Source organism: Mycolicibacter engbaekii, assembly GCF_002101585.1.
Taxonomy (GTDB): domain Bacteria; phylum Actinomycetota; class Actinomycetes; order Mycobacteriales; family Mycobacteriaceae; genus Mycobacterium; species Mycobacterium engbaekii.
The window spans coordinates 55,821-80,889 of the sequence record NZ_LQOT01000040.1; the positions used below are offsets into that span (position 1 = coordinate 55,821).

15 protein-coding genes are annotated in these 25,069 nt (G+C 68.3%); 3 read left to right on the plus strand and 12 right to left on the minus strand.

All coding sequences use genetic code 11. The features are described from left to right. Positions 1-235 precede the first annotated feature (235 nt). From rplI to rpsF, 4 genes are all read right to left on the minus strand, one after another. Entirely contained in the window at positions 236-694 is a 459-nt protein-coding gene (gene rplI / locus AWC02_RS11600; RefSeq protein ID WP_085128912.1) for a 50S ribosomal protein L9, read from the minus strand. Between the two features lie 28 nt (positions 695-722). Continuing rightward, the gene (gene rpsR, locus AWC02_RS11605; protein WP_085128913.1) at positions 723-977 is read right to left on the minus strand and encodes a 30S ribosomal protein S18; all 255 of its coding nucleotides are present in this window, start codon (positions 975-977) and stop codon (positions 723-725) included. Positions 978-1,010: 33 nt separating this feature from the next. Then, positions 1,011-1,520, minus strand: a complete 510-nt coding sequence (locus AWC02_RS11610) for a single-stranded DNA-binding protein (RefSeq protein ID WP_085128914.1) — start codon at positions 1,518-1,520, stop codon at positions 1,011-1,013. 80 nt (positions 1,521-1,600) lie between these two features. Continuing rightward, entirely contained in the window at positions 1,601-1,891 is a 291-nt protein-coding gene (gene rpsF / locus AWC02_RS11615; RefSeq protein WP_047319220.1) for a 30S ribosomal protein S6, read from the minus strand. Between the two features lie 183 nt (positions 1,892-2,074). On the opposite strand from rpsF, the gene AWC02_RS11620 reads away from it, so the two are divergent. From AWC02_RS11620 to AWC02_RS11630, 3 genes are read left to right on the plus strand one after another with little or no spacing between them, the layout of a single operon-like run. Next, positions 2,075-3,814, plus strand: coding sequence for an AMP-binding protein (locus tag AWC02_RS11620; protein WP_085128973.1), 1,740 nt, complete (start codon positions 2,075-2,077; stop codon positions 3,812-3,814). Between the two features lie 33 nt (positions 3,815-3,847). Continuing rightward, complete coding sequence (locus AWC02_RS11625) at positions 3,848-4,525, plus strand: GAP family protein (RefSeq protein WP_085128915.1); 678 nt, start codon at positions 3,848-3,850, stop codon at positions 4,523-4,525. Between the two features lie 52 nt (positions 4,526-4,577). Further along, entirely contained in the window at positions 4,578-5,675 is a 1,098-nt protein-coding gene (locus AWC02_RS11630; protein ID WP_085128916.1) for a PE-PPE domain-containing protein, read from the plus strand. Positions 5,676-5,684: 9 nt separating this feature from the next. Here the strand turns inward: AWC02_RS11630 and AWC02_RS11635 are convergent, their stop codons facing one another. The 8 genes from AWC02_RS11635 to AWC02_RS11670 form a co-directional block, all read right to left on the minus strand. Then, positions 5,685-8,702 carry an MMPL/RND family transporter gene (locus AWC02_RS11635; protein ID WP_272818988.1) on the minus strand — a complete coding sequence of 1,006 codons (3,018 nt, stop codon included), beginning with the start codon at positions 8,700-8,702 and terminating at the stop codon, positions 5,685-5,687. 78 nt (positions 8,703-8,780) lie between these two features. Continuing rightward, positions 8,781-10,193: a condensation domain-containing protein gene (locus AWC02_RS11640; protein ID WP_085128975.1), complete on the minus strand. Its 1,413-nt coding sequence runs from the start codon at positions 10,191-10,193 to the stop codon at positions 8,781-8,783. A 69-nt stretch (positions 10,194-10,262) separates the two neighbouring features. Then, positions 10,263-16,577 carry a sulfolipid-1 biosynthesis phthioceranic/hydroxyphthioceranic acid synthase gene (gene pks2 / locus AWC02_RS11645; RefSeq protein ID WP_085128917.1) on the minus strand — a complete coding sequence of 2,105 codons (6,315 nt, stop codon included), beginning with the start codon at positions 16,575-16,577 and terminating at the stop codon, positions 10,263-10,265. 92 nt (positions 16,578-16,669) lie between these two features. Then, a complete protein-coding gene (locus AWC02_RS11650; protein WP_237160438.1) occupies positions 16,670-17,962 on the minus strand; it encodes an MFS transporter in 1,293 nt (430 codons plus the stop codon). 31 nt (positions 17,963-17,993) lie between these two features. Further along, positions 17,994-19,616: a glycosyltransferase family 87 protein gene (locus AWC02_RS11655; protein WP_085128976.1), complete on the minus strand. Its 1,623-nt coding sequence runs from the start codon at positions 19,614-19,616 to the stop codon at positions 17,994-17,996. After that, positions 19,613-21,970 (minus strand): transglycosylase domain-containing protein, encoded by a 2,358-nt coding sequence (locus AWC02_RS11660; protein ID WP_207568045.1) that lies wholly within the window; start codon positions 21,968-21,970, stop codon positions 19,613-19,615. The genes AWC02_RS11655 and AWC02_RS11660 overlap by 4 nt, the downstream gene beginning before the upstream one ends. A gap of 191 nt (positions 21,971-22,161) precedes the next feature. Next, entirely contained in the window at positions 22,162-24,636 is a 2,475-nt protein-coding gene (locus AWC02_RS11665; RefSeq protein ID WP_085128919.1) for a transglycosylase domain-containing protein, read from the minus strand. Further along, complete coding sequence (locus AWC02_RS11670; RefSeq protein ID WP_046318463.1) at positions 24,629-25,054, minus strand: DUF5318 family protein; 426 nt, start codon at positions 25,052-25,054, stop codon at positions 24,629-24,631. The genes AWC02_RS11665 and AWC02_RS11670 overlap by 8 nt, the downstream gene beginning before the upstream one ends. Between the last annotated feature and the right edge of the window lie 15 nt (positions 25,055-25,069).

Here is a 25,069-nt window from a genome sequence, read left to right on the forward strand (position 1 = left end):
AGGGCGGGCGTGTTGCTTGTGGAAGACAATCTCTCCGGCGTGTCGCCGTAGGTTGCCGCCTTGGGCGTGTTGCATTGCCGGCAGGTAGACGCGATTCCACAACAATGTAAGCGGCCCTGCTGGGCTGGCGCGGCGAAAAGTTAGCCAGAACTAACGGCGTGGACCGGTTTTGGACACAGCGAAGCCCCGGCTGCGCCGCTGGGTGGCGCTGCCGGGGCTGCTGCGTTGATGCCGCTTAGTCCGCCGCGGAGACGTCCAGGGTGAGGTCGACATCGACCTCGGAGTGCAGGTGCACCGACACCGCGTGGCTGCCGACCGCCTTGATGTGCGCCTTCGGCAACCGGACGATGCGCCGGTCCAGGTTCGGCCCACCGGCCTTCTTGATCGCGGCCACCACGTCGCCGGAGGTCACCGAGCCGAACAGCTTGCCCGAGTCGCCGGAGGTCTTGGCGGGCAGGTTGATCGTGCCCAGCGCCTGCAGCTCTTCCTTGAGCTCCTTGGCGTGGTCCAGGTCGCGCACCTGCTTGGTCTCGCGGGCCCGCCGGATGTCGTCGGCCTGCTTCTGCGCGCCACGCGTGGCGACAATGGCCAGCCCGCGCGGGAGCAGGTAGTTGCGGCCATATCCGTCCTTGACTTCGACGGTGTCTCCGGCCGCCCCGAGGTGGTCCACCTCAGCGGTCAAAATCAGCTTCATCGTTTCGTACTTCCTCGGATTTGGCCGGCTACCGCGCCGACGACGTGAAGGGCAGCAACGCGACCTCGCGGGCGTTCTTGACCGCCAGCGCGACGTCGCGCTGGTGCTGAACACAGTTGCCGGTCACCCGACGGGCGCGGATCTTGCCCCGCTCACTGATGTAGGTGCGCAGCAGCGAGGTGTCCTTGTAGTCGATCACCTGCTTCTTGTTGGAGCAGAATGCGCACTTGCGGGTCTTGATCGGCTTCTCGGGAGCCGGGCGCCGCTTGTTGGTTTTGGCCATCTACCTATCTCTTTCGTGCAGTGGTTCGTTTGTCTAGAAGGGCGGCTCGTCGTCGGCGCCACCGAAGGAGCCGGACGCCGGAGCACTGCCCCACGGGTCTTCCGCGGGCGGGCCGGACGGACCGGCCGCGGCAGCCATGCCGCCGCCCGCGCCGAAGCCGCCCCCGCCGCCGCCGCGGCTGACCTTGTTGATCTTGGCGGTGGCGTACTTCAACGAGGGGCCGACTTCATCGACCTCGACCTCGTAGACAGTGCGCTTCTCGCCCTCGCGGGTCTCGAAAGACCGCTGCCGCAACCGCCCGGTGACGATCACCCGCGAACCGCGGGTGAGGCTCTCGGCCACGTTCTCCGCGGCCTCGCGCCAGATGTTGCACCGCAGGAACAGCGCGTCGCCGTCCTTCCACTCACCGCTCTGCCGGTCAAAGACCCGCGGTGTGGACGCCACCGTGAAGTTGGCGACGGCCGCCCCCGAAGGGGTGAACCGCAGATCCGGGTCCGCGGTCAGGTTTCCGACGACGGTGATCGTGGTGTCACCTACAGCCACGGGGCCCTCCTAGGATCGGTGTCAGCGCTGGATGATGCTGCATTCGCAGCATGAGCCTACGCAACGGCTGCGACAGCCGCCTACGACTTGTCGGTGCGCATCACCTTGGTGCGAAGCACCGACTCGTTCAGGCTGAGCTGACGGTCGAGCTCGGACACCGTGGCCGGCGCGGCCTTGACGTCGATGACCGCGTAGATGCCCTCGGCATGCTTGGCGATCTCGTAGGCCAGGCGGCGCTTGCCCCAGATGTCGACCTTGTCGACCGTTCCGCCGTCCTTGCGGATCACGTTCAAGAACGTCTCCAGGGACGGGGCGACGGTGCGCTCGTCGAGAGTGGGGTCAAGGATGACCATGATTTCGTATGGACGCATGGGAACCTCATCACCTCCTATGGTCGTAGTGCGGCCGTGGATGTGACCACGGCAGGAGGGTCGCCTGCGTCGGCAACCCGGCTAGGTTACCGGACTACCCGGGCTGCGGCGAAATCCCGGTTCCGGGAACACCCACTCACCGATGCCCGGCACATGTCGCACTGTGACGGTAGCCTCACCGCCATGTCTGACGTGTCCCTATTAACTTTGTTGCGCGAGCGCGCTTTCCTCTCCCCCGATGACCCCGCGTACACCTACACCGATTACGAGCAGGACTGGGAAGGGATCGCTGAAACGCTGTCCTGGTCACAGATCTATCGGCGTGCCCTCAATGTGGCCCGCGAACTCAAGCAGCACGGCTCTGCCGGGGACCGGGCCGTCATCCTCGCCCCCCAGGGCCTGGGCTACGTCGCGGCCTTCCTCGGCGCCATCCAGGCGGGATTCATCGCAGTGCCCCTGCCGGTGCCGCATCCCGGCGCACATGATGAGCGGGTCAGCGCCGTGCTCACCGACACCGCGCCGGCCGTCGTCCTGACCACGTCCGGGGCCGAAGATCTGGTCGCCGAGTATGTGCGCGAATCCGGGGCGGAAGCCACGGCAACCGTCGTCGCTGTCGACGCGTTGGACCTGGACGCCGGCGTGGCCATGGGGGATCCACCGGTGGACTCCGGCGGTGTGGCGTATCTGCAGTACACCTCGGGCTCGACGCGGCTTCCCGCCGGCGTGATGGTGACGCACCGCAACCTTCAGGTGAACTTCCGGCAATTCATGGCGGGCTACTTCCCGGAGTTCAACGGGGTGGCACCGCCCGACACCACGATCGTGTCGTGGCTGCCCTTCTACCACGATCTGGGCTTGATCCTGGGCATCATCGCACCGGTCCTCGGTGGCTACCGTTGCGAGCTGACCAGCCCCGTGGCGTTCCTGCAGCGTCCAGCGCGCTGGATCCAAGCCATGGCCAGCCACCGCCGGGCATTTTCGGCGGCGCCGAACTTCGCCTTCGAACTGGCGGTGCGAAAGACCACCGATGAGGACCTGGCCGGCCGCGACCTGGGTGACGTGTTGGGCATCGTCAGCGGCAGCGAACGCGTCCACCCCGCGACTTTGGAGCGCTTCCTCAACCGCTTCGCCCCCTACAACTTCCGTGCCCGGGCTCTGCACCCCGCGTACGGGCTGGCCGAGGCCACGTTGTACGTCGCCACCCTCGACGTGGAGTGCCCGCCGCAGACGGTCTACTTCGAGTCGGAGAAGTTGACGCGCGGCAGTGCGCAGCGGTCGAACACCGAAGAGGGCACGCCGCTGCTCACCTACGGTGTCCCGAAGTCGCCGGCGGTGCGCATCGTGAACCCCGACACGTGCACCGAATGCGCAGTGGGAACTGTCGGTGAGATCTGGACCGCCGGTGCCAATGTCGCTGCCGGCTACTGGAACAAACCGGAACAGACCCAGGAGGTGTTCGCCGCGACACTGATCCGGGCGTCCGAGGGCACCCCGAACGGCCCGTGGCTCAGAACCGGCGACCTCGGATTCATCTCCGAAGGTGAGCTGTTCATCGTCGGCCGCATGAAAGATCTGCTGATCATCCGCGGGCGCAACCACTACCCCGAGGACATCGAAGCCACCCTTCAAGAGATCAGCGGGGGTCGCGTCGCGGCCATCGCGGTTCCGGTCAACGAGGACGAGACCCTGGTCACCATCATCGAAGTTCGGGATCGAGGCGAATCCCCCGAGGACACCGCGAAACGGCTCGCCGTCCTGAAAGACGATGTGCAGGCGGCGATCTCCCAGGCCCACGGGGTAACCGTCGCTGACGTTGTGCTGGTGGGACCGGGATCGATTCCCATCACCACCAGCGGCAAAGTGCGCCGGGCCGCCTGCGTCGAGCAGTACCAGAGCCAGCAGTTCACCCGGATTGACCGCTGAGCCGGCCGCGTCCCCGCGCGACCAAGCCGCCGCATGTGGATAGCCCTGCTGGTGATGGCGGCTGCCACCAGCATTGAACCGGTTCGCATCGGTTTGACGCTGCTGATGCTGAACCGGCCCCGGCCGGTACTGCAGCTGATGGCGTTCCTGTGCGGCGGCTTCGTCATGGGGACAACCGGCGGTCTGCTGGTGTTGTTCGTCCTGCCGCCCTCGGTGACGGAGTCGTCCGGGCTGACCCTGCCGCGGGTTCAGATCGTCATCGGCGCGTTGGCGCTGCTGACCGCCGCGGTTCTGCTCGCCAGAGTATGGGCCGGCCGGCCGCGCGAGACGGGCGCGGCTCGTTCCGATGCTGCCCCGGCCGGATTGTCCGCTCGGGCACAGCGATTGCTCAAAGGTCGGTCGCTGTGGGTGGCGGGCGCAGCCGGTTTGAGCATCGCCCTGCCGTCGGTGGACTATCTGGCCGCGTTGGCGATCATCGTCGCCTCCGGCGCCGCGACCGGCACGAAAGTCGCCGCGCTGCTGACCTTCAATGTGTTGGCGTTTGCGCTCGTCGAGCTTCCGCTGCTGGCCTACCTGGTGGCACCGGACGCCACCCGCGAGTTCATGGCAGCCCTGCACAGGTGGGGTCGGCAACGCCGGCCGGCCCAAGTCGCCGCGCTGCTGGCCGCCGTCGGCGGTGTCTTATGCACTGCCGGTGTCCTGGGTCTGTGAGAAGGTGGAAGTCGGCTCGGACACAGGGCCGGCCGTGCTGAAGGGGTTAGCGATGAAACGACTGCTCGCCGGAGCTCTCGCGGTGTGGCTCGCCGGTTCGGCCGGTGGGTTGAGCGCCGGAACCGCTGCCGCGGCCCCGGCACGTCCGACCGACACCCCCTGGGGTGCACCCGCACCCGCACCGACGCCGCCGCCGGTGGGCGAGGCAGCCGCCGCGGACGTCGTCTACGCAGTCGGCGGCGCTCGACCGCCCGGCATTCCGTGGGCGGATTACACCAAGCGCGCCGGCTCCGGCTATTTCCCGAACAAGAAGCGGGAGATCATCGACTACCCGGCCGGTGCGATGTTCCGGTGGGTGCCCACCATGTTCGCCCCCGACACCCAGCGCGACAACGTGACCGTTGCCGCCGCGGTCGACGCGGCAACCGACAGCCTGGACGCCGTGATTCGTCGCGGCACCGAACCGGCCGCCGTTGTCGGCCTGTCCCAAGGCACCATGGCGCTGGACAAGGAACAGGTCCGGCTCGCCAACGACCCCACCGCGCCGCCGCCGCACATGCTGCAGTTCTCGACGTTCGGCTCCCCCATGGGAAAGCACGCCTTCGGGAAGAGCTTTCTCTCCGGCCTCTTCCCGCCGGGTAGCCGTCTGCCACTCGAGGACTACACCATGCCCCCGGAGGTGGAGAGCCAATACGACACCAATCGGGTGGTCGCTGCCTACGACGGCATGGCGGACTTCCCCGACCGGCCCGACAATCTGTGGTCGGTCGCCAACGCGCTCATCGGCGCCGCGATCGTGCACACCCCGGCAGCGTTCACCACGCCCGCTGATGTACCGGCCCAAAACATCAGGTCCACCGTCAACTCCCGGGGCGCCACGACAACGTCCTATCTGATTCCCATCAACCACCTGCCGCTGACGCTGCCGCTGCGCTTCGCCGGCGTGCCCGACGACGTGGTCGACCAGCTCGACGCCTTCCTGCAGCCGCAGGTCGACGCCGGTTACTCCCGCAATGACGACCCCGCCACCCGACCTGTTTCAGTCCACCCCGCCGGGATGGACGTGGTGCAGGTTCTGGGACCGGAGACCAACAGCGCCGTCGACGACACCCTCGGCAAGCTGCGCAACTTCTTCGGGTTCACCGGCTGACGCCTCGGGTCAGGCGTCGGTCACCGTCTCGATCGCCCGGCCGCCGGCGGCTGCGCGTTTCGGCCCGTCGGGCCGGGGCTGCAGCCACGGACGCGCGGGCCACCAATTGGCCCGACCCAGCAGCGCGGCCGCGGCGGGCACGGTGATACTGCGCACCACAAAGGTGTCGACCAGGATGCCGGCGCCGATCACGAAGCCGCCCTGCACCACGGCCCCCACGCTGGCGAACAGCAGACCGAACATGGCAGAGGCGAAGATGAGGCCCGCTGCGGTGATCACCGCACCGGTGGACCCGACCGTGCGGATGACGCTGGTTCGCACGCCCAGCGGCGATTCGTCGCGCAGTCGGGACGCCAGCAACATGTTGTAGTCGGCGCCCACCGCCACCAGCACCACAAATGCCAAACCCGGCACGCTCCAATGCAACTGCTGACCCAGCATTTCCTGGAAGACCAGGACGCCGAGCCCGATCGCCGACAGGTACGAGATGATCACCGAACCCACCAGATAGATCGGGGCGACCACCGCGCGCAGCAGCGCGGTCAGGATCAGCAGCACCACCAGGGTGGTCAGGACGACGATGAGCCGAATGTCCCGCTCGTAGTAGTCGCGGATGTCGCGCAGCGTGACCGGGTATCCGGAGATCGATATCGAGGCGTCGGCAAGGATGGTGTTGGGCTGCGCCGCCTGGGCGGTGGCAAGGATGGCGTTGACCTGGTCCATGGCCTTGGTGCTGAAGGGATCTTCATCGGTTTGGATGAAGTACCGCACCGAATGGCCGTCGGCCGAGACGAAGGTGTGCGCCAGCCTCTTGAAATCCTCGGTGGCCAGAACCTGTTGTGGCACATTGAACCCCGCCATCGAGGGCTGGGACGCGTCGTGGCCCATCGTCATGAGAAACGCCGACGCGGTGTCGAGTCCCAGGCCCAATTCCTTGGTCTGGTCGACGAGGAGTTGCACCCCGTCAGCCACCTGGCGCCCAGCGACGGCGAGGTCGTTGGTGCCGTTCTGCATCTCAATGATCTTCCGTTGCACCCTGCGCGGATTGTCGAATCCCAGCGCATGCAGGGACTGCGCGGCCGACTGCAGGGAGCGGCTCAGCCCGTTGACCGCCGACGACACGCTCTGCGAGGGCTGCGCCGACTGCAACTGCCGGAACAGCGACGAGATCTCGTCAAGAGTGCCCGCGGCACGGGCGTTTTGCAGCTTGTGGAACTCGGCCCGTGCATTTCCGCAGATCGGGTTGGCATCGCACGTCGGGCTGGCGTCGAGGGACTCGGTGACGGGATCGACCCAGTCGAAGCTGGACGCGAGTCCGGCGACGCTCACCTGCAGAGCGTCGCCGAGCGCGCGGATACTGTTGACCAGCCTTGCGGCCTGGTCGATTTCCCCGAAGGTCTTGTTTCCACCGAACTGATTCTGCAGGTAGGCCAACGCGTCGACCAGACTGCGCACGCTGCCGATGGATTGGCTGACCTGAGCGTGTAGATCTCCGAGGCCGTTTGCCAGCTTCCGGGCACCCGTGGACAGCCGGTTGAGGTCGGCATCGCGCCCGGCGATCAGGCCGGCGGCGTCGCCCAGCTGATCGCCGACTTCACCGGCTTGGTAGGTCGCTCGGGCCTCCTCGAGTGACTCACCTCGGGGCCGGGTGACGCCGCGGACCGCGGCGATCCCGGGGATCTGGCTGATCCGATATGCCATCTGCTCCATGTCGGCGAGTGCCCACGGAGTGCGTAAGTCGTGGGGCGACTGCACCAGCAGGTATTCGGGGATCGTTTGGTTGACCGGGAAGTGCCGGTCCAAAGCGGCGTACCCCAGCGAGCTGGCGACGGAATCCGGCAGTTGTTTGCGGTCGTCGTAGTTGAACCGAATCAGCCCCGCACCGCCGGCCAGGGCCAGCAGCAGGGCCAGGCTCCCGGTCAGGTACGCCTTGGGCCGCCGAACGATTCGCACCCCGGTCCGGCGCCAGAGGCGCGCGGCGCGTTCGGGGCGCGGTGCCACCCACCCGCGCGGCCCAGCCACCACCAGGATGGCCGGCAGCAGGGTGATGGCCGCGAGGAAAGCCACCGCGATGCCGATCGCCAGCACCGGGCCGGTGGTGGCGAACACCCCCAGTTTGGCGAAGCCCATTCCCAGCAGGGTGACGGCCACCGTCGCTGCGGACGCGGCGATCACCTTGCCGATCGACGTCAGGGCCCGGCGCACCGCCTGCTGATTGTCGTCAGTCGTGCCCGCCCCCATCCGGACGTAGTCGTGATAGCGGCTGATCAGGAAGACGACGTAATCGGTTCCGACGCCGGCGATCAACGCACTGAGTAGCACGATGGCCTGGTTTGAGACGGCCATTCCGGTAGCCAGTGAGACCGCGGCGACCACCGCCTGCGCGGTCACCAGCGACGCGCCGATGGTGATCAGCGGCAGCACCATGGTGACCGGATTGCGGTAGATGACCGCCAGAATGATCAGCAGCAAGACCGCGATCGCGGACTCGATCGCCAGGCGATCCCGCGCCCCGGCATCGGTCAGATCGGCGACGGTGGCCGCCGGGCCGGTGACGTCAGCGGTCAGGGTCGATCCGGCAACGGTCTGCTGGACGATGTCGGCGACGCGCAGGTATGCCGCGTAGGACTCGGGCGTGCCCAAGTCGCCGGCCAGCCCGACCGGCAGGATCCAAGCTTGGCCGTCGCTGCTGGCGAGCACCTCCCGCAGCGCCGGGGTGGTGTGCAGGTCCTGCAGCATCACCACGTGTTCGGTGTCCAGACGCAGCCGGTCCACCAGCGTGCGGTAGACCTCTTCATCGGCGGGACTCAGGCCCTGCTCGTCGCTGAGCAGCACGGTCAGCACATTTTCCGAGCCGTCTTCATCGAAGGCCGCGGAGATCTTCGCCGAAGTCGAGACGGACGGGGCGTCGGCGGGCAGCACCGCGACAGGATGGCGCTGCGCCATATCGGTCAGTGACGGCGCGAACAGCGGCAGCAGCACGACCAACAGCGCCCAGAAGCCGATCACCGGCCACGGACGCCGCACCACGAAGTCGCCTAGCCGGCTGAAGATGAGTTCACCTCCGGCAGCTGCGCGTGCGTGTCACAGCGAATGGGGCTGGGCTCATGCGACCTTTTCCCCGCGGCCCTGATCGGCAACCCGCTCGAACACCGACGTCAACAACGCCAGGTAGCGCGCCACCGACTCGTGGGCCTCCGGGTTGTCGGGGAACACCGCGGTGACCGCGGTCTCCTCCCCGACCCGGATCACGTAGAGCGACATCTGATACGAGTACCGGCCGTCGCTGTAGACCCCGATGTTCAGGTCGTCCAGTCCCGCGGCGATCAGCGCCGACAACGGGGCGGCACCGGCGTCGAGGAAATTGATGACGGGAAAATTCGGCGGTGGTTTACCCAAGCTGGGTACCAACTCGCACACCCGCTGGTAAGGCACGTCTGCCAGGGTTCTGCCCGAATCGAAGGAGATCTGCGCGGCATTGGCGGCGTCGGCAAATGACTCGCCGACGGGAACCGTGATCGGGATCAGGCCGGTGAACCAGCCCAGCGTGAGGTCATCGTCCGGGGATCTGCGGGTGTCGCGCGGGGTGAGTCCGTAGAAGGTGGCCTCCCCGGTCAGTTCGTGATGAGCCAGGGCGCAGCACGCCAGGACACCACCGATGAAGCGGGTGTTCGTGTCGGTGCAGGCGGACTCGAAATCGATGGTCTGCTGTTCATCGAGCATGGTGACGGTGACCATGGCCGCGTCGCACGGCTGTGCGGGGTCGCCGAGCGGCAGCGGGAAACCCGGCAGGCTGTGGTCGTTGTGTTCGGCGAAGGTGCGCCAGGCCTGGATCTCGGGTGACTCTTGGGTGAGCGCAGAGGTGAACTGGTGCTGACGGATGCAGAACTCGCTGTAATTTCCCGCCGGCGGCAGTTCGAGCGGCGCTCCGCCGACCACCAGCGCGTTGTACATGAAGTAGAGCTCCATCAACGTCACCCCGGCGACCGCGGCGTCCACATGCACGTGATCGATGCTGGCGAAGAACGTGAAGTGGCTCTTGCCCTGAACGATCCCGAACCGGAAGCAGTCCCACTGCAAGGGATCGGGGGTCTGAGTCAACAACGCACGTACCTGCGGCAGCTCCAGTTCGCCGTGATCGACCGGGACGAACTCGATATCGGACGGGTCGTCCATGACGTGCCGAATGAGGCGTCCGTCTTCAGCATGCTCGAACCAGCTGCGGTAGGTCTCGTGCCGACGTACATGCGCATTGATGATGTAGTCGATGGCCCGTCGATCGCAGCGGCCCGCCATGTCGCAACTGAGCACCATCAGGCGCGAGTAGTCGAGTCCGACGGCAGTCTGGTCGATGTAGCCCCGAATGTGTTGTTCCTGCATGTAACTGGCCGGCACGGCGTTCACCGGCGCCCGTCGCGCTGCGGCCAGCGCAGCAGCCGACGGCTGCCACACCACGGTGGGACCAGCCTCGGGTTCCCAGTCCGCCAACGTCCCCAACGCCAATGGCCCTACCCGCAACGTCTGCTCCTCTTCTCGGGCGAACAACACTTGCGCCGGCAGCATGGGACAGCTACCGGCCGACTCAAACTACCGACCACCGGGAGAGTCCGCCGGTTCTACCCGAGCGGCCAGTTGGTCGCACACATGCTGGGACACGCCACGCACCGTGGTGAGCTGGGCAGGACCGACCCGGACGCCGGTCTCCGTTTCGATCCGGGTACGAAACTCCAAGCTGGCCAACGAATCCAGGCCGTATTCGGGCAGCGGCCGGTCCGGGTCGACGGTACGGCGCAGCAGCAGACTGATCTGGTCGGAGATCAGGCGCAGGATGGTGCCCAGCCACTCCTCGCGCGGGATCTCCTTCAGTTCGGCGAGGAACCTCTGCGCGTCGGGACTGCTTCGGCGCACCGGCCGGAACGCGTCGGCAAACGGGCTGCGGTGCGCCAGTGCCGCCAACCACGGGGCACGGGTGATCGGGGCGTAGCCGGCATAGGCGCGGCCGTAGCTCAGTACGGCGTGGAAGGCGCGGGCGGCTTCGGGGCACGTGATCGCAGCGTGCACGCCGTCGTCGGAGTCAGCGCCGCTGCCGGTGTCGGCCCACGGCCCCCAGCCGATCACGGTGGCCGCCAAGCCCTGGGCCTGGCGCCAGCGTCCGAACGCGTCCAACCAGCTGTCGGCTGCCGCGGCGGCGCCCTGGCCCGGCGACCCGATCAGCGCCGCAGTCGAGGAGAACGCGCAGAACCAGTCCAACGGTTGCGCGGCTTCCTGCAACGACTGGTGCAGGTTCCACGCGCCGTTGACCTTCGGCGACCAGCTGTGGTCAACGAGGTGATCGGTGATCTCGGTCAACGGCGCTCCGCCCGCTGCGCCGACCGCATGCAGTACGCCGCGCACCGGCAGTCCGGAGGCCGTCGCCGCCGCCACCAGCCGGTCCGCCGTCTGCGGCTCCGCGATGTCACCGCATTCCACCTGAATATCGGTGCCCAGTGCACGCAACCGCTCGATAGCCTGTTGCGCTTGGCGGTCCGGTGGCGAGTCGCCGTTGAGCACGATGCGGCCACAGCCCGCTGCGGCCATCTCCGCAGCCAAGTACAACCCGGGTCCGCCGGTGCCGCCGGTGACGATGTAGGAGCCATCGGCCCGGTAAAGCCGGGCCTGCGCCGGGGGTATCACCGCCACGGTGCTGCCGGCCGGCGGCGCGTCCAGCAAAACCGTTGCCGCGCAGTCGTCCCCGTCGGCCAGGCGCAGGACTTCGGCCGCTTCCAGCAAGGGGTGGTGCGTGGTGTGCGGCGGCGGCAGTGCGCCGTCGGCCGCATTCCGGTAGACGGTGCACAGCAGTCGCTGGACCGTTTCGGGATGGCTGTGCGCCAGCAGCGCCAGGTCGACCACGTGCAACGACAGGTTGCGGCGGAAGGGGAACAGGCCAACCCGGGTGTCGCCGTAGACGTCGTGCTTGCCCAGCTCGATGAACCGGCCGCCGGCGCTCAGCAGTTCGATTCCGGCGCGTTGCGCCACGCCGGACAGGGAGTTGAGCACCACGTCGACACCGTAGCCATCCGTGTCGTGGCGTATCCGATCGGCGAACTCCAGATTGCTGGAGTCGTACACGTGTCCGATACCCATGTCGCGCAACAGTTGTCGCTGCTGCGGGCTGTCTGCGGTGGCGAAGACCTGGCATCCTGCCGCTTGTGCGATTGCGATTGCGGCCCGCCCGACGCCGCTGGTTGCGCGATGGATCAGCACCTTGTCGTCGGATGTGACGCGCGCCAGGTGGTGCAGCCCGTACCAGGCCGTGGCGTATGCGGTGGGCCAGGCGGCGGCGTCAGTCAGCGGCAGTTCCGCCGGCAGGGTGGCCACCAGCCGGGCATCGCAGGTGACGAACGTTGCCCAACAGCCGTCGGGAGAAATCCCGGCGACATGGTCGCCCACGCGGTGGCCGGTGACATCGGGGCCGACCGCCGTCACCACGCCCGCGAAGTCCGGGCCCAGTTGCTGCAGGCCCGGCTCGGCGGGAGACGCCTGCGCCCAATCGACTCCGGCGACCGTCACCGCGACCTCGATCTGACCGCTGCCGGGCGCAATCCGCGGATGGGCCACCGGTTCCCACGTTTCGGGTTCGGTCGAGTCGCTGCGCTGCAGGCGCAGGCAGTCGTGGCCGTGTTCGACCACGGTTGTCCGCCGATCGGCTGGGCCGAGGGGGCCGGGACGCAGCCGCGCGGTGTACCAGTCGCCGTCGCGCCAGGCGGTCTCGTCCTCCTCGGACCCGCTGCGTAGTTGCGCCGCGAGGTGGGCGGCCAATGCCTCGTCCTGCTCGGCGGCGCCGCCGTCTATGTCGATCTGGGTGATCTTCAGGTGCGGATACTCCGAGTCGACGACCCGGATCAGTCCACGCAGGCCGGCCTGTTCCAGGTTGGGCCGATCCGCCGGTCGCACCGCGGCGGCGTCTCTGGTCACCACATACAACCGCGGTGACTCGCCGGGCAGCGCCACCATCTGCCGCACGACGTCCAGCAGGTAAGCCACGAGGTCCCGGCCGCGCTGCGGGGGGTGGGAATCGTTGAGCGCCGGCGGGGTGAGCACCACGACTCCGGTTCGGCCATTGAGCACCTCGGCGATGCCGTCTGCCCCATGCCCGCGATCCATCGGCGTCGACACGGTGACAGATTGCGTCCCTTCGCCGTTGAGCACCCTGCCGAGGCGATCGGTCAGGGTATCTGGGGCATCGGCCATGCTCAACAGCAGCCAGCTTCCCGCATCGGTCGACGCTGCACCCGGTTGATCGCGGAGCTCCCACTCGATGGTCAGCAGGCGCTCGTCGAGGGTGCGCTGCGCGGACTCGCTGTCCGATCGGCCGGCCGCGAACAGCAGACCTTCGACGGTGAGCAACACCTTGCCCGAACCGTCCATCAGTTCCAGATCGGCCTCGCAGGCATCGGCTCGCACAGCCGTGACTGTGCTCAGGCAGTACCGCACCTCGCGGAGCAGATGATGGCGACGGAGCCGGTGCACGCCAACCGGCCGCAGCAGTCCCCCATCGCCGGCGCGCGGGATATCGGGTCGCATGGCAGCGGCCATGATGCACGCTTCGAGGAGGGCCGGATGGACTTCATAGAGCCCCTGCTGAGAGCGGGTCGGCCCCGGCAGCGCGACTTCGGCCAACGCCGTGGCGCCGATGGTGTGCCGGCCGTCGCCGACATGAACCGCGACCAGGCCTGAGAACGCCGGGCCGTATTGAATTCCGGCGCGGTCGGCGGCTTGTCGCAGATCATCGCCGGGCAGGCGGGTCGGGTGTGCGGCCAGCAACGCGGCGATGTCGCGGGCCGACGGTTGCGGGACATCCGGTGCAGCCGCCAACACCGCCGTCGCACAATCAACGCGGTCGCGCCCCTGATGGGTGTGCACCCCGAAGTCGAGGACCCCGGGCGCCACCACCGCGGCCCCCGAGGACACCGATGTCCAGTCGTCGAGGGACAGCATCTGCTCGAATCGCAGGTCACGAACCTCGGCTGATTCGCCCAGGCTGGTTCGGGCGGCGGCCAAAGCCATCTCGCAGTAGGCGGCCCCGGGCAGGACGGCCATGTTGTGAACCCGGTGATCGTCGAGCCACGGGTGCCCCACAAGCCCGACGTCGCCCTGCCAGACGTGGCGTTCGGGTTCCTCCAATAGGTGTACGTGCGCTCCCAACAACGGGTGTACGGCCCTGATCGCGGCCCCGCGCGGAGTAGTGTCGGCGTCCTCCCGGCTGAATATCAGCTCGCGGTGGTTCCAGCTCGGCAGCGGCGCTTCCACCAACTTGCCCGACGGGTAATGCGCAGCGAAGTCCACTGCGGCTCCGGCGCTGTGCAGGTCAGCGACGAACCCGCGCAATCCGTTGCAGGACTGGTGCTCCGGTGGGATGGCAACCAGCGCGGCGATCGCGACGTCGAGGCTGCCGGCATTCTGCTCGAGCACCGCGGCCAGCCTCGGGTGCGACGCCAGCTCTCCGAACACCCGGTAGCCGTCCTTGATCGCCGCCTGCACGGCTGCCGCGAATCGCGCCATGTAACGCAGGTTGTCCGCCCAGTACTGGCCGTCGAATGCCGGCCGGTCCCGTGGCGACCACAGTGTTGCCGAGTAGTAAGGGATCTCGGGCTCTGTCGGCTTCAGGTCGGCGAGGGCTTGAGCCAGCTCGTCGAGGACCGGTTCGACCTGTGACGTGTGCGCGGCGACCGCTACGGCCACCTCGCGCGCCGGCACCCCCTGTTGCTGCCAGGCGGCCACCAGCTCACGAACGGTTTGGCCGTCGCCGCCGATGGTTGTCGACACCGGCGACTCGACCACTGCGAGCACCGCGTCGGAGACGTCACGAATGGAGAGCTCCGACAGCACTTGCTGCGCAGGCAGTCCCACGTTGGCCATGGCGCCGCTGCCGACGACCCGCGACAGCAACCGTGCCCGGCGACAGACGACGCGGAGCCCGTCCTCCACGGTCAGCCCGCCGGCTACGACGGCCGCCGCCGTCTCCCCGAGCGAATGCCCGATGACGGCGCCCGGCGAAACCCCATGGCTCTTCATGGCTTCGGCCAGTGCGACCTGGATGGCGAAGTTCGTCGGCTGCACTCGTTCGACTTCGGTCGGCGGCAGCTCGGCGGCGATGGTCTCGGCCAGTGCGAAGCCGGACTCTTCGGCGACAACCGGCTCCATCTTCGCGATCGCGGCGGCGAAAGCCGGTTCTTCGGCGAGCAACGCCGCCATTGGCGTCCACGGGGGAGCTTGTTCGGAAAACACCCATACCGGCCCGCGGCCGTCCGGTCCGATGGCAGGCCGATAGGCCAGGTCATTGTCGGCGATCTCGCGCAGCGCCTCGCCGAGTTCGACGAAGTTGCTGGCCGCCACCGCCGTTCGGACCGGCCGGTGTGACCGCCGCCGCGCCAGTGTGTAGCCGAGATCGGCGGGAGTCATCGCGGTGCCGTGTTCGTCGACCCAGTCCGCCAGCCGGGCAGATGTCGCACGCAGCTGGTCTGCGGAGGTCGCCGATATCGGGAAGAGCAGCGGCGCTTGCCCGCCGACTTCCGTCTCCGATTCCGTTGCCGTATCCGGTAACGCCGGCAACGGCGGTTGCTCGACGATGATGTGCACGTTGGTGCCCGACAGGCCATGCGCAGAAACCGCGGCCCGGCGCGGATGGCCCGCCTTGGTCGGCCACGTCGTATTCTCTCGCGGCACAACCAGATTGGTCGCTATCCCAGCGAGCTGGTCCGGCAGTCGGGTGAAATGCAGATGCTGTGGGACCGTGCCGTTCTGCAGCGCCAGGATTGCCTTCATCAGGCCCAGCGGTCCGGATGCCGACTGGCAGTGCCCGAAGTTGGTCTTGACCGACCCCAGGAAACAGCGGTCGTCGGTGCCGTAGACCGCGGCCAGTCCGGCGTATTCGGTCAGGTCCGCGGACGGGTTTCCCAGCCCATGCGCTTCAACCAGCTCGACCGTGGCGGCTTCGACGCCGGCAGCGGCCAACGCGGCCTGATACACCTCGACCAGCGCCGGCTTCGAGGGCGCGGCGGCCGTTCCCGCGCTGCCGTCCTGATTGGCGGCGCTGCCGCGCAGCACCGCCAGGATGCGGTTGTGATCGCGGATGGCCTCGGGCAGTCGTTTGAGCAGCAGGACCACGCAGCCTTCACCGGCGACGAATCCGTCGGCGGCGGCATCGAAGGCCCGGCATCGGCCAGTCGGGGACAACATGCCCTGCTGCGAGCCGGCAACCGATCGGCGGGGTTCGAGCATCACCGACACGCCGCCCGCCAGGGCGAGCTCGCTTTCGCCGACCTGCAAACTGCGGCACGCCTGGTGGACCGCCATCAGGCCCGAGGAACACGCCGTGTCCACCGTGACTGCCGGCCCGTGCAGCCCCAGGGCCCGCGACACCCGGGCGGAGGCGAAGCTGCTGCTGGTCGCCGTGAATCCGTAGGGCCCCTCAGCGGCGCCGCACTCGGCGGACAGCAGTTCGTAGTCGCTGTGCGTCAGCCCCACGAACACGCCGGTCTGCGATCGAGCCAAGACCGCCGGGTCCACTCCGGCGTGTTCGACGGCCTCCCACGAGGTCTCCAGTAACAGGCGGTGTTGCGGGTCGACCGCGATGGCCTCCGGCTCGGTCATGCCGAAGAAGTCGGCGTCAAACGCGCCGATGGTGTCCAGGAAGCCGCCCCAGCGGGATACCGACCGGCCCGGCGCCCCCGGCTCGGAGCCGTAGTAGGCCTCGACGTCCCACCGGTCGCCGGGTACTTCGTCGATGAAGTCGGCGCCACGCAGTAATGCTTCCCAGAACCGTTGCGGTGAATCGATGCCGCCGGGAAGCCGGCAGGCCAGCCCGATGACGGCGATCGGCGAGGCGGATGGACTGTCGGGAGATGTGGGAGGGGTAGTCATCGCCCCCGCGAGGTTACAGCAAGGTCACGACAAATTTGCGCCTATGTAAACCGCGGTACGGTCGGCGGCTCCCGCAGCCACTACCCGCGCCCTCACCGACGTTCCAGTAGTTCACTTTGCGGTGCGGAATCTCGGATGGGCAGCATGGCGACCAATCCGGCGGCCAGCACAACCAGCAGTCCCCCGAGCCCGGCCCGGTCGGCCCCGAACAGGTCGACGAAGGTGAAGAACAGCGTCGGTGCCAGGAAGGTCGCCGCCCGCCCGGTGGTGGTGTAGAGCCCGAACGACAGTCCCTCCTTACCTGCGGGGCTCATCCGCAGCAGTAGCGTGCGCGCCGACGACTGGGTCGGGCCGATGAACAGGCTCAGCAAAAGGCCGCACACCCAGAACGTCAGCGGTCCCGACAGCGCCAGCAACACCAGCCCGACCACGATCATCGACGCCAGCGAGCCGAGTATCACCGCCTTGGCACCGATGCGTTCGTCGAGCAGGCCGCCGAGCGCCGCCCCGACGGCGGCCAACGTGCTGGCCGTCACTCCGAACAACAGCACGTTCGCCGCCGAGATGCCGTACACGTTGACGCCCAACACCGCCCCGAAAGCCACCACCCCGGTAAGCCCGTCCCGGAACACCGCACTGGCCAACAGGTAGTAGACGATGTTGCGGTCACGGCGCCATTCGCCGACCAGGTCGGCTCGAAGCTGGCGGAATCCTCCCGGCGCGACCTGCGCAACATCGACCGCGGGGCCATCGGTCGATTTCGGCTTCGCCCTCAGCAATGGCAGCGCAAATACCAAGAACCACGCCGCGGTCAGCAGCATCGCCGCCCGCACGTTCACCCCATCTGCAGTCGGCAGACCCAACACACCGACGGTCGGCCCCTCCCCGGCGACGAAACCCACGTAGACCATGAGCAGCAGTGCCACACTGCCGAGATAACCGGCGGCCAAACCGAAGCCGGAGACTCTGCCCGCGTTCTGCGGGGTGGTGACCAACCGCAATGTCGCGTTGTAGGGGACGGTGGCCAGGTCACTGGAGGCCGCCGTCACGGCCAACAGCACCAGGCCCGGCCAGAGGTAACGGGGGTCGTTGCGGATCAGACTCATCGACGCGGTCAGTCCTGCAACCGTCAGGCTCAGCACGATCAGTGCCCGCCGCCGCCGGCTGGGTTCGGTGATCGCGCTGCCGGTCAGTGGGGCCAGCAGCGCGACCGCGATCCCGGCAACGGCCATCGCGCGCCCCAGCCAACTGGCCGCCGACGTACCGGAGCTCGCCCCGACCGATGCGGTCAGATAGACCGAGAAAACGAAGGTGATGGTGATTGCGTTCAGGCCGGTGGCTCCGCAGTCCCAGAGCGCCCACGCCAACCAAGGGGGTTTCCGCACGGGCACAAACCCTATAGCTGACGTGCCGCCGCTACCGCCCCGGTTCCCGGTGGACTGGTACCGCAGACTTGGGCCGTAACCAGGCCGGAAGCCAGTCCGGGGGCGCATCGGCCGCGCCGTCGAAAGAACCGCCCGCCGGGTCGTCGGCCCACCCGTGTGCCCGTACCAGATCCTGTTGCGGCCGGTAGATCTGCCGAATCACCAACGCGCACAACACCAGCACCGCCAGGTCGCGCACCAGCACCGTGCTGGTGAACCACTGTTCGGGCAGGCTGCGGTCGGAAACGCTGTAGAGGTAGTACATCCGCGGCACCCAGACCAGCGCATCGACGGTCATCCAGGCCAGCAGCAGCCGGCGGTGTGGCAGCGCCAACACCGCCAGCGGCACCAGCCACAACGAGAACTGCGGGCTCCACACCTTGCTGGTCAGCAGGAACGCCGCAACCACCAGGAACGCCAGCTGCGCCACCCGCGGGCGCCGGGGTGCGGTCAGCGCGATATAGCCGATCCCCAGGCAGCACAGCGCGAACAGCGCGGCCACCACGCCGTTGAGCACCGCCGGCGGCTGCCACAGTCCCAGGTCGCCGTCGAACCCCTGCCAGCCCGTCAACGACCGCACCACGTTGTACAGCGAATCCATGTCGTCGCCGCGACGCGAGTTGAGCCGGAAGAATTCACTCCAGCCGCGCGGCGCGAACACCAGGATCGGCAGGTTGACCGCCAGCCAGCTCAGCGCCGCCGCCGCTGTGGTGCGGCCGGCCTCCCGCAGCCGGCCGGTGCGCACCCCCAGCACCAACAGCGGGAACAACAGCAGCACCGGGTAGAGCTTGGCGGCCACGCCCAGGCCGAGCAGCACCCCGGCGGCCGTCGGCTTCCGCCGCGCCCACGCCAACAGGCCCGCCCCGGCGAACGCGACGGCCAGTGCGTCGAAGTTGGTGAAGATCTGGAAGATCACCAGCGGCGACGCCGCCACCAGCGCGGCATCCCAGATGCGCCGGCCGGCCAGCCCCGCGGTGGACCACACCGTCGCCAGCCAGGCCAGGGCCAGACCCAGCGCGACGACGTCGAAGAACACCACCACCTCGGCGACCCCGCTGAGCGCCGGGATCTTCACCACCTTGGTGATGGCCGTGTACGTCTTGGCCAGGGCCATCGCCCCGTACTGGTACAGGCCGGTCAGCACCGGATATTCCATGTAGCGCACGGCCGGCAGCCCGTCGTAGCGGATCTGCTCCTTGCCGGAGGAGTCCTTCTCCACCCAGCTGGACTTGTAGGGAAACTTGCCCTCGTCCAGCAGCTCCGCGGTATAGAGCGGCACCACATCGGAGTAGCAGAGCTGGAAGTACGCGCGCTCGTGGTCCCAGTTGGCCACCCGCTGATCCGGGCTACCGCTTCCGGTGCTCTGCAGGCACGGCGACTTGGTGGTCCAGCCCAGGGCCAAGAACAGCACGGCGATCAAAAACATCACCCGAAGCGGTGTCATGAACCTGGTGCGCCCGATCAGCGCATGACGCCCCACCGGTCCCCCGATGGTGTTGGACAGCGCGTGCCCGATGACGTCGGTGCGGCTGGGGCAGTCCCGGTCGTCAGCACTGCGCAGGTCGGCCGCCAACGGACGCGGCGAGCAGACCGCGCGTTCGCCGGTTTCTGTCACGGCTGCACCCCCGGTGCCGGTGGGGGCAGCGGCGGCGGCGGAAGTGGCGGCGGCGGCGGTGGCGGGAACAGTTCCGGCATCGGGAATCCCGGCGGCCCCGGCGGCGGCTCGGCGCCGTCCGGTGGGGGCGCCGGCGGCGGCGCATCCCACACCGGTGCGCGCAGGGGCGCCGACCTCGGCGCACCGGCGAAGCCGCCGATCTCGGACGGTTTCGGGAACGCGACGATCGGATCGCCCGACAGGGCGCCGTCCATGCTGGCCTTCCAGATGTCCCCCGGCAGGCCCGCGCCGTAGATGGGGCCGCCCCACTTGTTGGTCAGCGGTTCGGTGCCACTGGCGGTGCCCACCCAGACCGCGGTCGACAACGTGGGCGTATAGCCCACCATCCAGGCGTCGCGGTTGGCGCCGGTGTCACCGAGCTGGGTGGTACCGGTCTTGGCGGCGGCCGGTCGCCCCCCGGCCAGGCTGTGCCCGCCCGACCAGCTGGGGATCGCCTTCATGGCGTCGGTCACGTTGTCGGCAACGGCTGCGGGAATCCGATGCTCACCGGCGGGCGTGCTGTCGAAGAGCACCCGGTTGTCCGGTCCGACGACCTTCTGGATGAAATGCGGGCGGTGGTACACCCCCGAGGCGGCCAGAGTGGCGTACGCCGAGGCCATGTCGATCACGCGGGTCTGGTACTGGCCGAGCACGATCCCATTGTTGGGCGGGCCGCCGCGGCCGTCCTCGGACAGGGTGAACGCGACGCCGGGAAAGCTCGTGGCGATCCCGGCCTGGTGCGCGGCTTCGGCGACGTCTTCGGGGCCGTTCCGGAGTTTGAGCATCAGTCGGTAATAGGACGTGTTGAGTGACCGTTTGAGTGCCTCGGCAATGTTGCACACCCCGCAGCTGGCGCCCCCCACATTACTGATCTTGATCCCCCCGACCTTCAACGGCGAGCTGTCCACCCGATAGCCCAGCCCGATCCCCTGTTTCAACGCAGCCACCAACGCGAACACCTTGAACGACGAGCCGGTCTGCAAACCCGCCTGGGCGAAGTCGAAGCCGCCCGCTTCCGCACCACCGTAGTAGGCCAGCACCGCACCGTCGCGGGGGTCGATGGAGACCACCGCGGTCCGCAGCGACGGCTTCTGCCCCGCCATGGCCGACGTGACCGCCTTCTCCACGGCCCGCTGCGCCTTCATGTCGATCGTGGTGGTGATGCGCAGTCCCTCCATGTTCAGGGCCTGCTCGTCGATGTGGAACAGGTCGAGCAGTTCTTCGGTGACCCGGCGCTGAATCAGTCCCCTTGGCCCCCATGCCTGGTCGGCGTTACGGGCCTGATCCGGCGGGATGGTGGCCGGAAAGCTCTGCCTGGCCCGCTCGCTGAGTGTCAGGGCGCCGGTCTCGACCATGCCGTCGAGCACCCAGTTCCAGCGCTCGCGGACCAGACCGGGGTTGATCGCCGGATCCAGCGTGGACGGCCGCTGTATCACCGCCGCCAGCAACGCGCCTTCGGAGACGGTGAGGTCCTCGACGCGCTTGTCGAAGTACGCCCGCGCCGCCGCGGAGATCCCATAGGTGGTGCGCCCGAAGTAGATGATGTTGAGGTATGCCTCCAGCACCTCGTCTTTGGGCCACTCCTGGCTCATCTTGGCCGCGATGACGAGTTCTTTGCCCTTGCGGACCAATCCCCCGACGCCGACTCGTTCCGAGCCCACCAATGCGTTCTTGACGTACTGCTGGGTGATGGTCGATCCGCCCTGGGTGTCCCCGCCGAGCAGATTGTTCCTGACTGCCCGCACCAGCCCCGTGACGGAGAACCCGGCGTTGGTGTAGAAGTCGCGATCCTCAGCGGCCAGCACCGCGTCACGCACGTGGACCGGTACTCGGTCCAGGCTGATGTCGATCCGGTTGCCATCCGGCGGAACGATTTTCGCCAGCTCGGTGCCGTCGGCGGCAAGGATTGTCGACACCTGACTGGTGGGGATGTCGCCCGGCTCGGGGATGTCCACGGCCCGGTAGGCCATTGCGAAGATGATGGTGGGCGCCGCCACCAGCATCACGGCGCTCATGTAGAGGCCCCACCGGATCCACTGCCAGCTCCAGCGCCGCCGGTCCTCGGGTTCGGCCGCGCGCTCGGCGCCCGGGTGGGCCGGCCCGCAGGTGTTGTCGTCGTCGGGGCGCGGCCGCTCCATGGCGGCCTTGACCACTTCGAGGCGCTGCTGCAGGTCCGCGTCGTCGTCCGTGCCCTGCGCGCAGGGCTCGGGCTGCACGCGCTGCGATGGGGCATCCGGTGCGGCGTCCGTGGTCGTCAGAAAAAGCTCGTCGTCAGCGCTGTGGATTCCCGGCGCTGACGGGCGGTGCGTTGTCACCGCCGGCCGCGATGTCTCCGCGGGTCAGAGTCGGGCGGGCAGGCCTCCACCATTCCTGGCCGGGTGTCACCCGGCGCGCCGAACGACGAAGTGCTCAGCAGCCCGTTTCGCACCCCGCGTCGCTGCATTCGCATGGCGACCAGCCTACGTGCGTGCAGGCAACGTCGCGTTGAATCCTGATCACGAACGCACTACGGCACCGGCGGTGGCGGCTCGGCCGGCGGCGGGGCCCCCGGCTCGGAAACCGCCGGCGCAGGCGCGGGCGGGGCGACCTGAATCGTGGTGGGCGGTCCGATCGGAATGGTGATGCCCGGGGCGATCTCGATCGTCGGCTGAATGACGGTTTCGGTCGGCGGCGGCGGGCCGTCCTCCACCGGCGGCGGGGGTGGCGGCGCCGCCGGGACGCCCGCGTACCCGCCGATCTCGGTGGGCGTGGGGAACGACTCGTTGGGGGTGCCCTGCAGGGCCCCGTCCATGGTGGCCTTCCAGATGTCCGCCGGAATGCTCGCGCCGTAGACCGGACCGCCCCACTGGTTCACCAGGGGCTCGTCTCCCCCGGTGGTGCCCACCCAGACCGCGGTCGACAACGACGGCGTGTAACCGACCATCCAGCCGTCCCGGTTGGCCCCGGTGTCGCCCAGCTGCGTGGTTCCGGTCTTGGCCGCCGACGGCCGTCCGCCGGCCAGGTTGTGCCCACGCGACCAGGCGGCGATGGGCTGCATGGCCGCGGTGACGTTGTCGGCCACCGCCTTGGGGATGCGCTGCTCGCCGGTGTCTTCGGCGTTCTTCGCGTCGAAGAGCACCCGGCCGTCCGCGCTGACCACCTTCTCCACGAAGTGCGGCGGGTGGTAGACCCCCGAGGCCGCCAAGGTCGCGTAAGCGGAGGCCATGTCGATCACCCGGGTTTGGTACTGGCCCAGCACCACACCGCCTTCGGGCGGTCCCCCGTCCTGGGACAGGGTGTGCGGCACGCCCGGGAAGCTCTTGGCCACGCCGGCCTGATGCGCCGCGTCGGCGACGTCCTGTGCCCCGTTCTTGAGCTTGAGCATCAGCCGGTAATAGGCGGTGTTCAGCGAGCGCTTGAGAGCCTCGGCGATGTTGCAGACACCGCAGCTCTCGCCCTCGGAGTTGGTGATCTTGGTACGCCCGTTGTCCAGCGTCAGCGGGGAGCTGTCGATCTGGTAGCCCAGCCCGATGCCCTGCTCGAGTGCGGCCACCAGTGCGAACACTTTGAACGACGACCCGGTCTGCAGCCCGGCCTGGGCGAAGTCGAACCCGGTGGCATCCGAGCCCCCGTAGTAGGCGCGCACCCCGCCGTCACGCGGGTCGATGGACACGACCGCGGAGCGCATGTTGGGGATCTGGTCTTTGAGGTAGGTGGCCACCGCGTCCTCGGCGGCTTTCTGCGCCTCGGGATCGATGGTGCTGGTGATCTGCAGGCCCTGGGTGTTGAGGGTCTGCTCGTCGATGTTGAACAGCTCCAGCAGCTCCCGGGTGACCTGCCGCTGGATCAGCCCGTTGGGCCCGGTGGTGATGTTCTGCGCGCGGGCCAGCTCGGGGGACACCGTGACCGGGAACTCCTGTGCCGCACGCTCGGCGGCCGACAGGGCGCCGGTCTCCACCATCCCGTCGAGCACCCAGTTCCACCGGTCCAGGGCACCTTCGGGATCCACTGCGGGATCCAGGGTCGAGGGACGCTGGATCAACGCGGCCAGCAACGCGCCCTCCGCGATGTCGAGTTGCTCGACGGGCTTGTCGAAGTAGGCCCGCGTCGCCGCGGCGATCCCGTAGGCGCCGCGCCCGAAGTAGATGATGTTCAGATAGGCCTGCAGCACATCGTCTTTGCGCCACGCGCTGGACATCTTGGTGGCGATCACCAGCTCTTTGGCCTTGCGGACCAATCCGCCCATACCGGCGCGCTCGGATCCGACCAGCGCGTTTTTGACGTACTGCTGGGTGATCGTCGATCCACCCTGGGTGTCGCCACCGAAGATGTTGTTCTTGATCGCGCGCAGGAATCCCGAAACCGAGAACCCGGGGTTGGAGTAGAAGTCGCGATCCTCGGCGGCCAGCACCGCGTTACGCACGTACACCGGCACCTGGGAGATGTCGATGTCGACGCGATTGCCTTCCGGCGGCACGATCTTGGCGAGTTCGGATCCGTCGCTGGCCAGGATCGTCGAGACCTGGTTGGTCCGGATGTCGCCCGGCGAGGGCACATCGGTGATCGAGTAGGCCATCCCGAAGGTGATCACGGGCAGCAGCAGCATCACCGCTGCGGCGATATAGCAGCCGCGGCGGATCCACCTCCAGTTCGGCGGATGCCGCCGCAGCCACTCCAGGGGATTGGGCGCAGCGGGCCGGGCGGCATGACCGGACGGCGCGGGACGCCGCGGGGGCGGCGTGGCCGGCGTGGCCGGCTTGGTCGGCGGCGGCTCGCGCCGCGGGACCCGTGCGCTCAGCGCAGGCTCGCGTTGCGGTGCCGCTCCGTCCAGGGCCGCCTTGACGGCGTCGATCGGATCACGCAGGTCGGCAGTCACCGCGTCGTCGACGGCGGGGATGATCGTGGTCTGCCGGTCATCGGGCTCCGCCGGTGGACGTCGGTCGCCAGCGTTCCAGGACTGGGCCGAGCCAGGGTCGGACCCGTCGTCGTAATGCCTACTCACTGGCGGTACGGGCTCCGCCGCGTGCCGTGCGCCGACCGCGCGATCCCTTGGGCGGGCGGGCGATGCCCAGCACGTAGGACTTCACCAGATGATTCCAGCTGCAGGTGCGGCAGACCTCGACCACGTGCACCGAGAACTCCGGGTAACGGGTGGCCAACAACACCAATTCCTCGGCCGAGCGCGCCGAACCGGAGACCGGTCCGAGATGATCGCCGTAGACCCACGACACCAGCGTGAGCTGCTCTTTGCGGCAGATGGGGCAGACCACCGCGCTCTGCTTGCCGTGGTACTTCGCGGCCCGCAGCAGATACGGGTTGGCGTCGCAGACTTCGGAGACCCCGGTGCGTCCGGAATAGACCTCGGCCAGCAGGGAACGGCGCCGGAGCGCGTAGTCCACTATCTGTCGCTGCAATCGCACGCTGACCAGAGTACG

Coding starts and splice junctions, on each gene's coding strand:
- rplI (WP_085128912.1), bottom strand. CDS start 694: ATGAAGCTGATTTTGACCGCTGAGGTGGACCACCTCGGGGCGGCCGGA.
- rpsR (WP_085128913.1), bottom strand. CDS start 977: ATGGCCAAAACCAACAAGCGGCGCCCGGCTCCCGAGAAGCCGATCAAG.
- rpsF (WP_047319220.1), bottom strand. CDS start 1,891: ATGCGTCCATACGAAATCATGGTCATCCTTGACCCCACTCTCGACGAG.
- AWC02_RS11620 (WP_085128973.1), top strand. CDS start 2,075: ATGTCTGACGTGTCCCTATTAACTTTGTTGCGCGAGCGCGCTTTCCTC.
- AWC02_RS11625 (WP_085128915.1), top strand. CDS start 3,848: ATGTGGATAGCCCTGCTGGTGATGGCGGCTGCCACCAGCATTGAACCG.
- AWC02_RS11630 (WP_085128916.1), top strand. CDS start 4,578: ATGAAACGACTGCTCGCCGGAGCTCTCGCGGTGTGGCTCGCCGGTTCG.
- pks2 (WP_085128917.1), bottom strand. CDS start 16,577: ATGACTACCCCTCCCACATCTCCCGACAGTCCATCCGCCTCGCCGATC.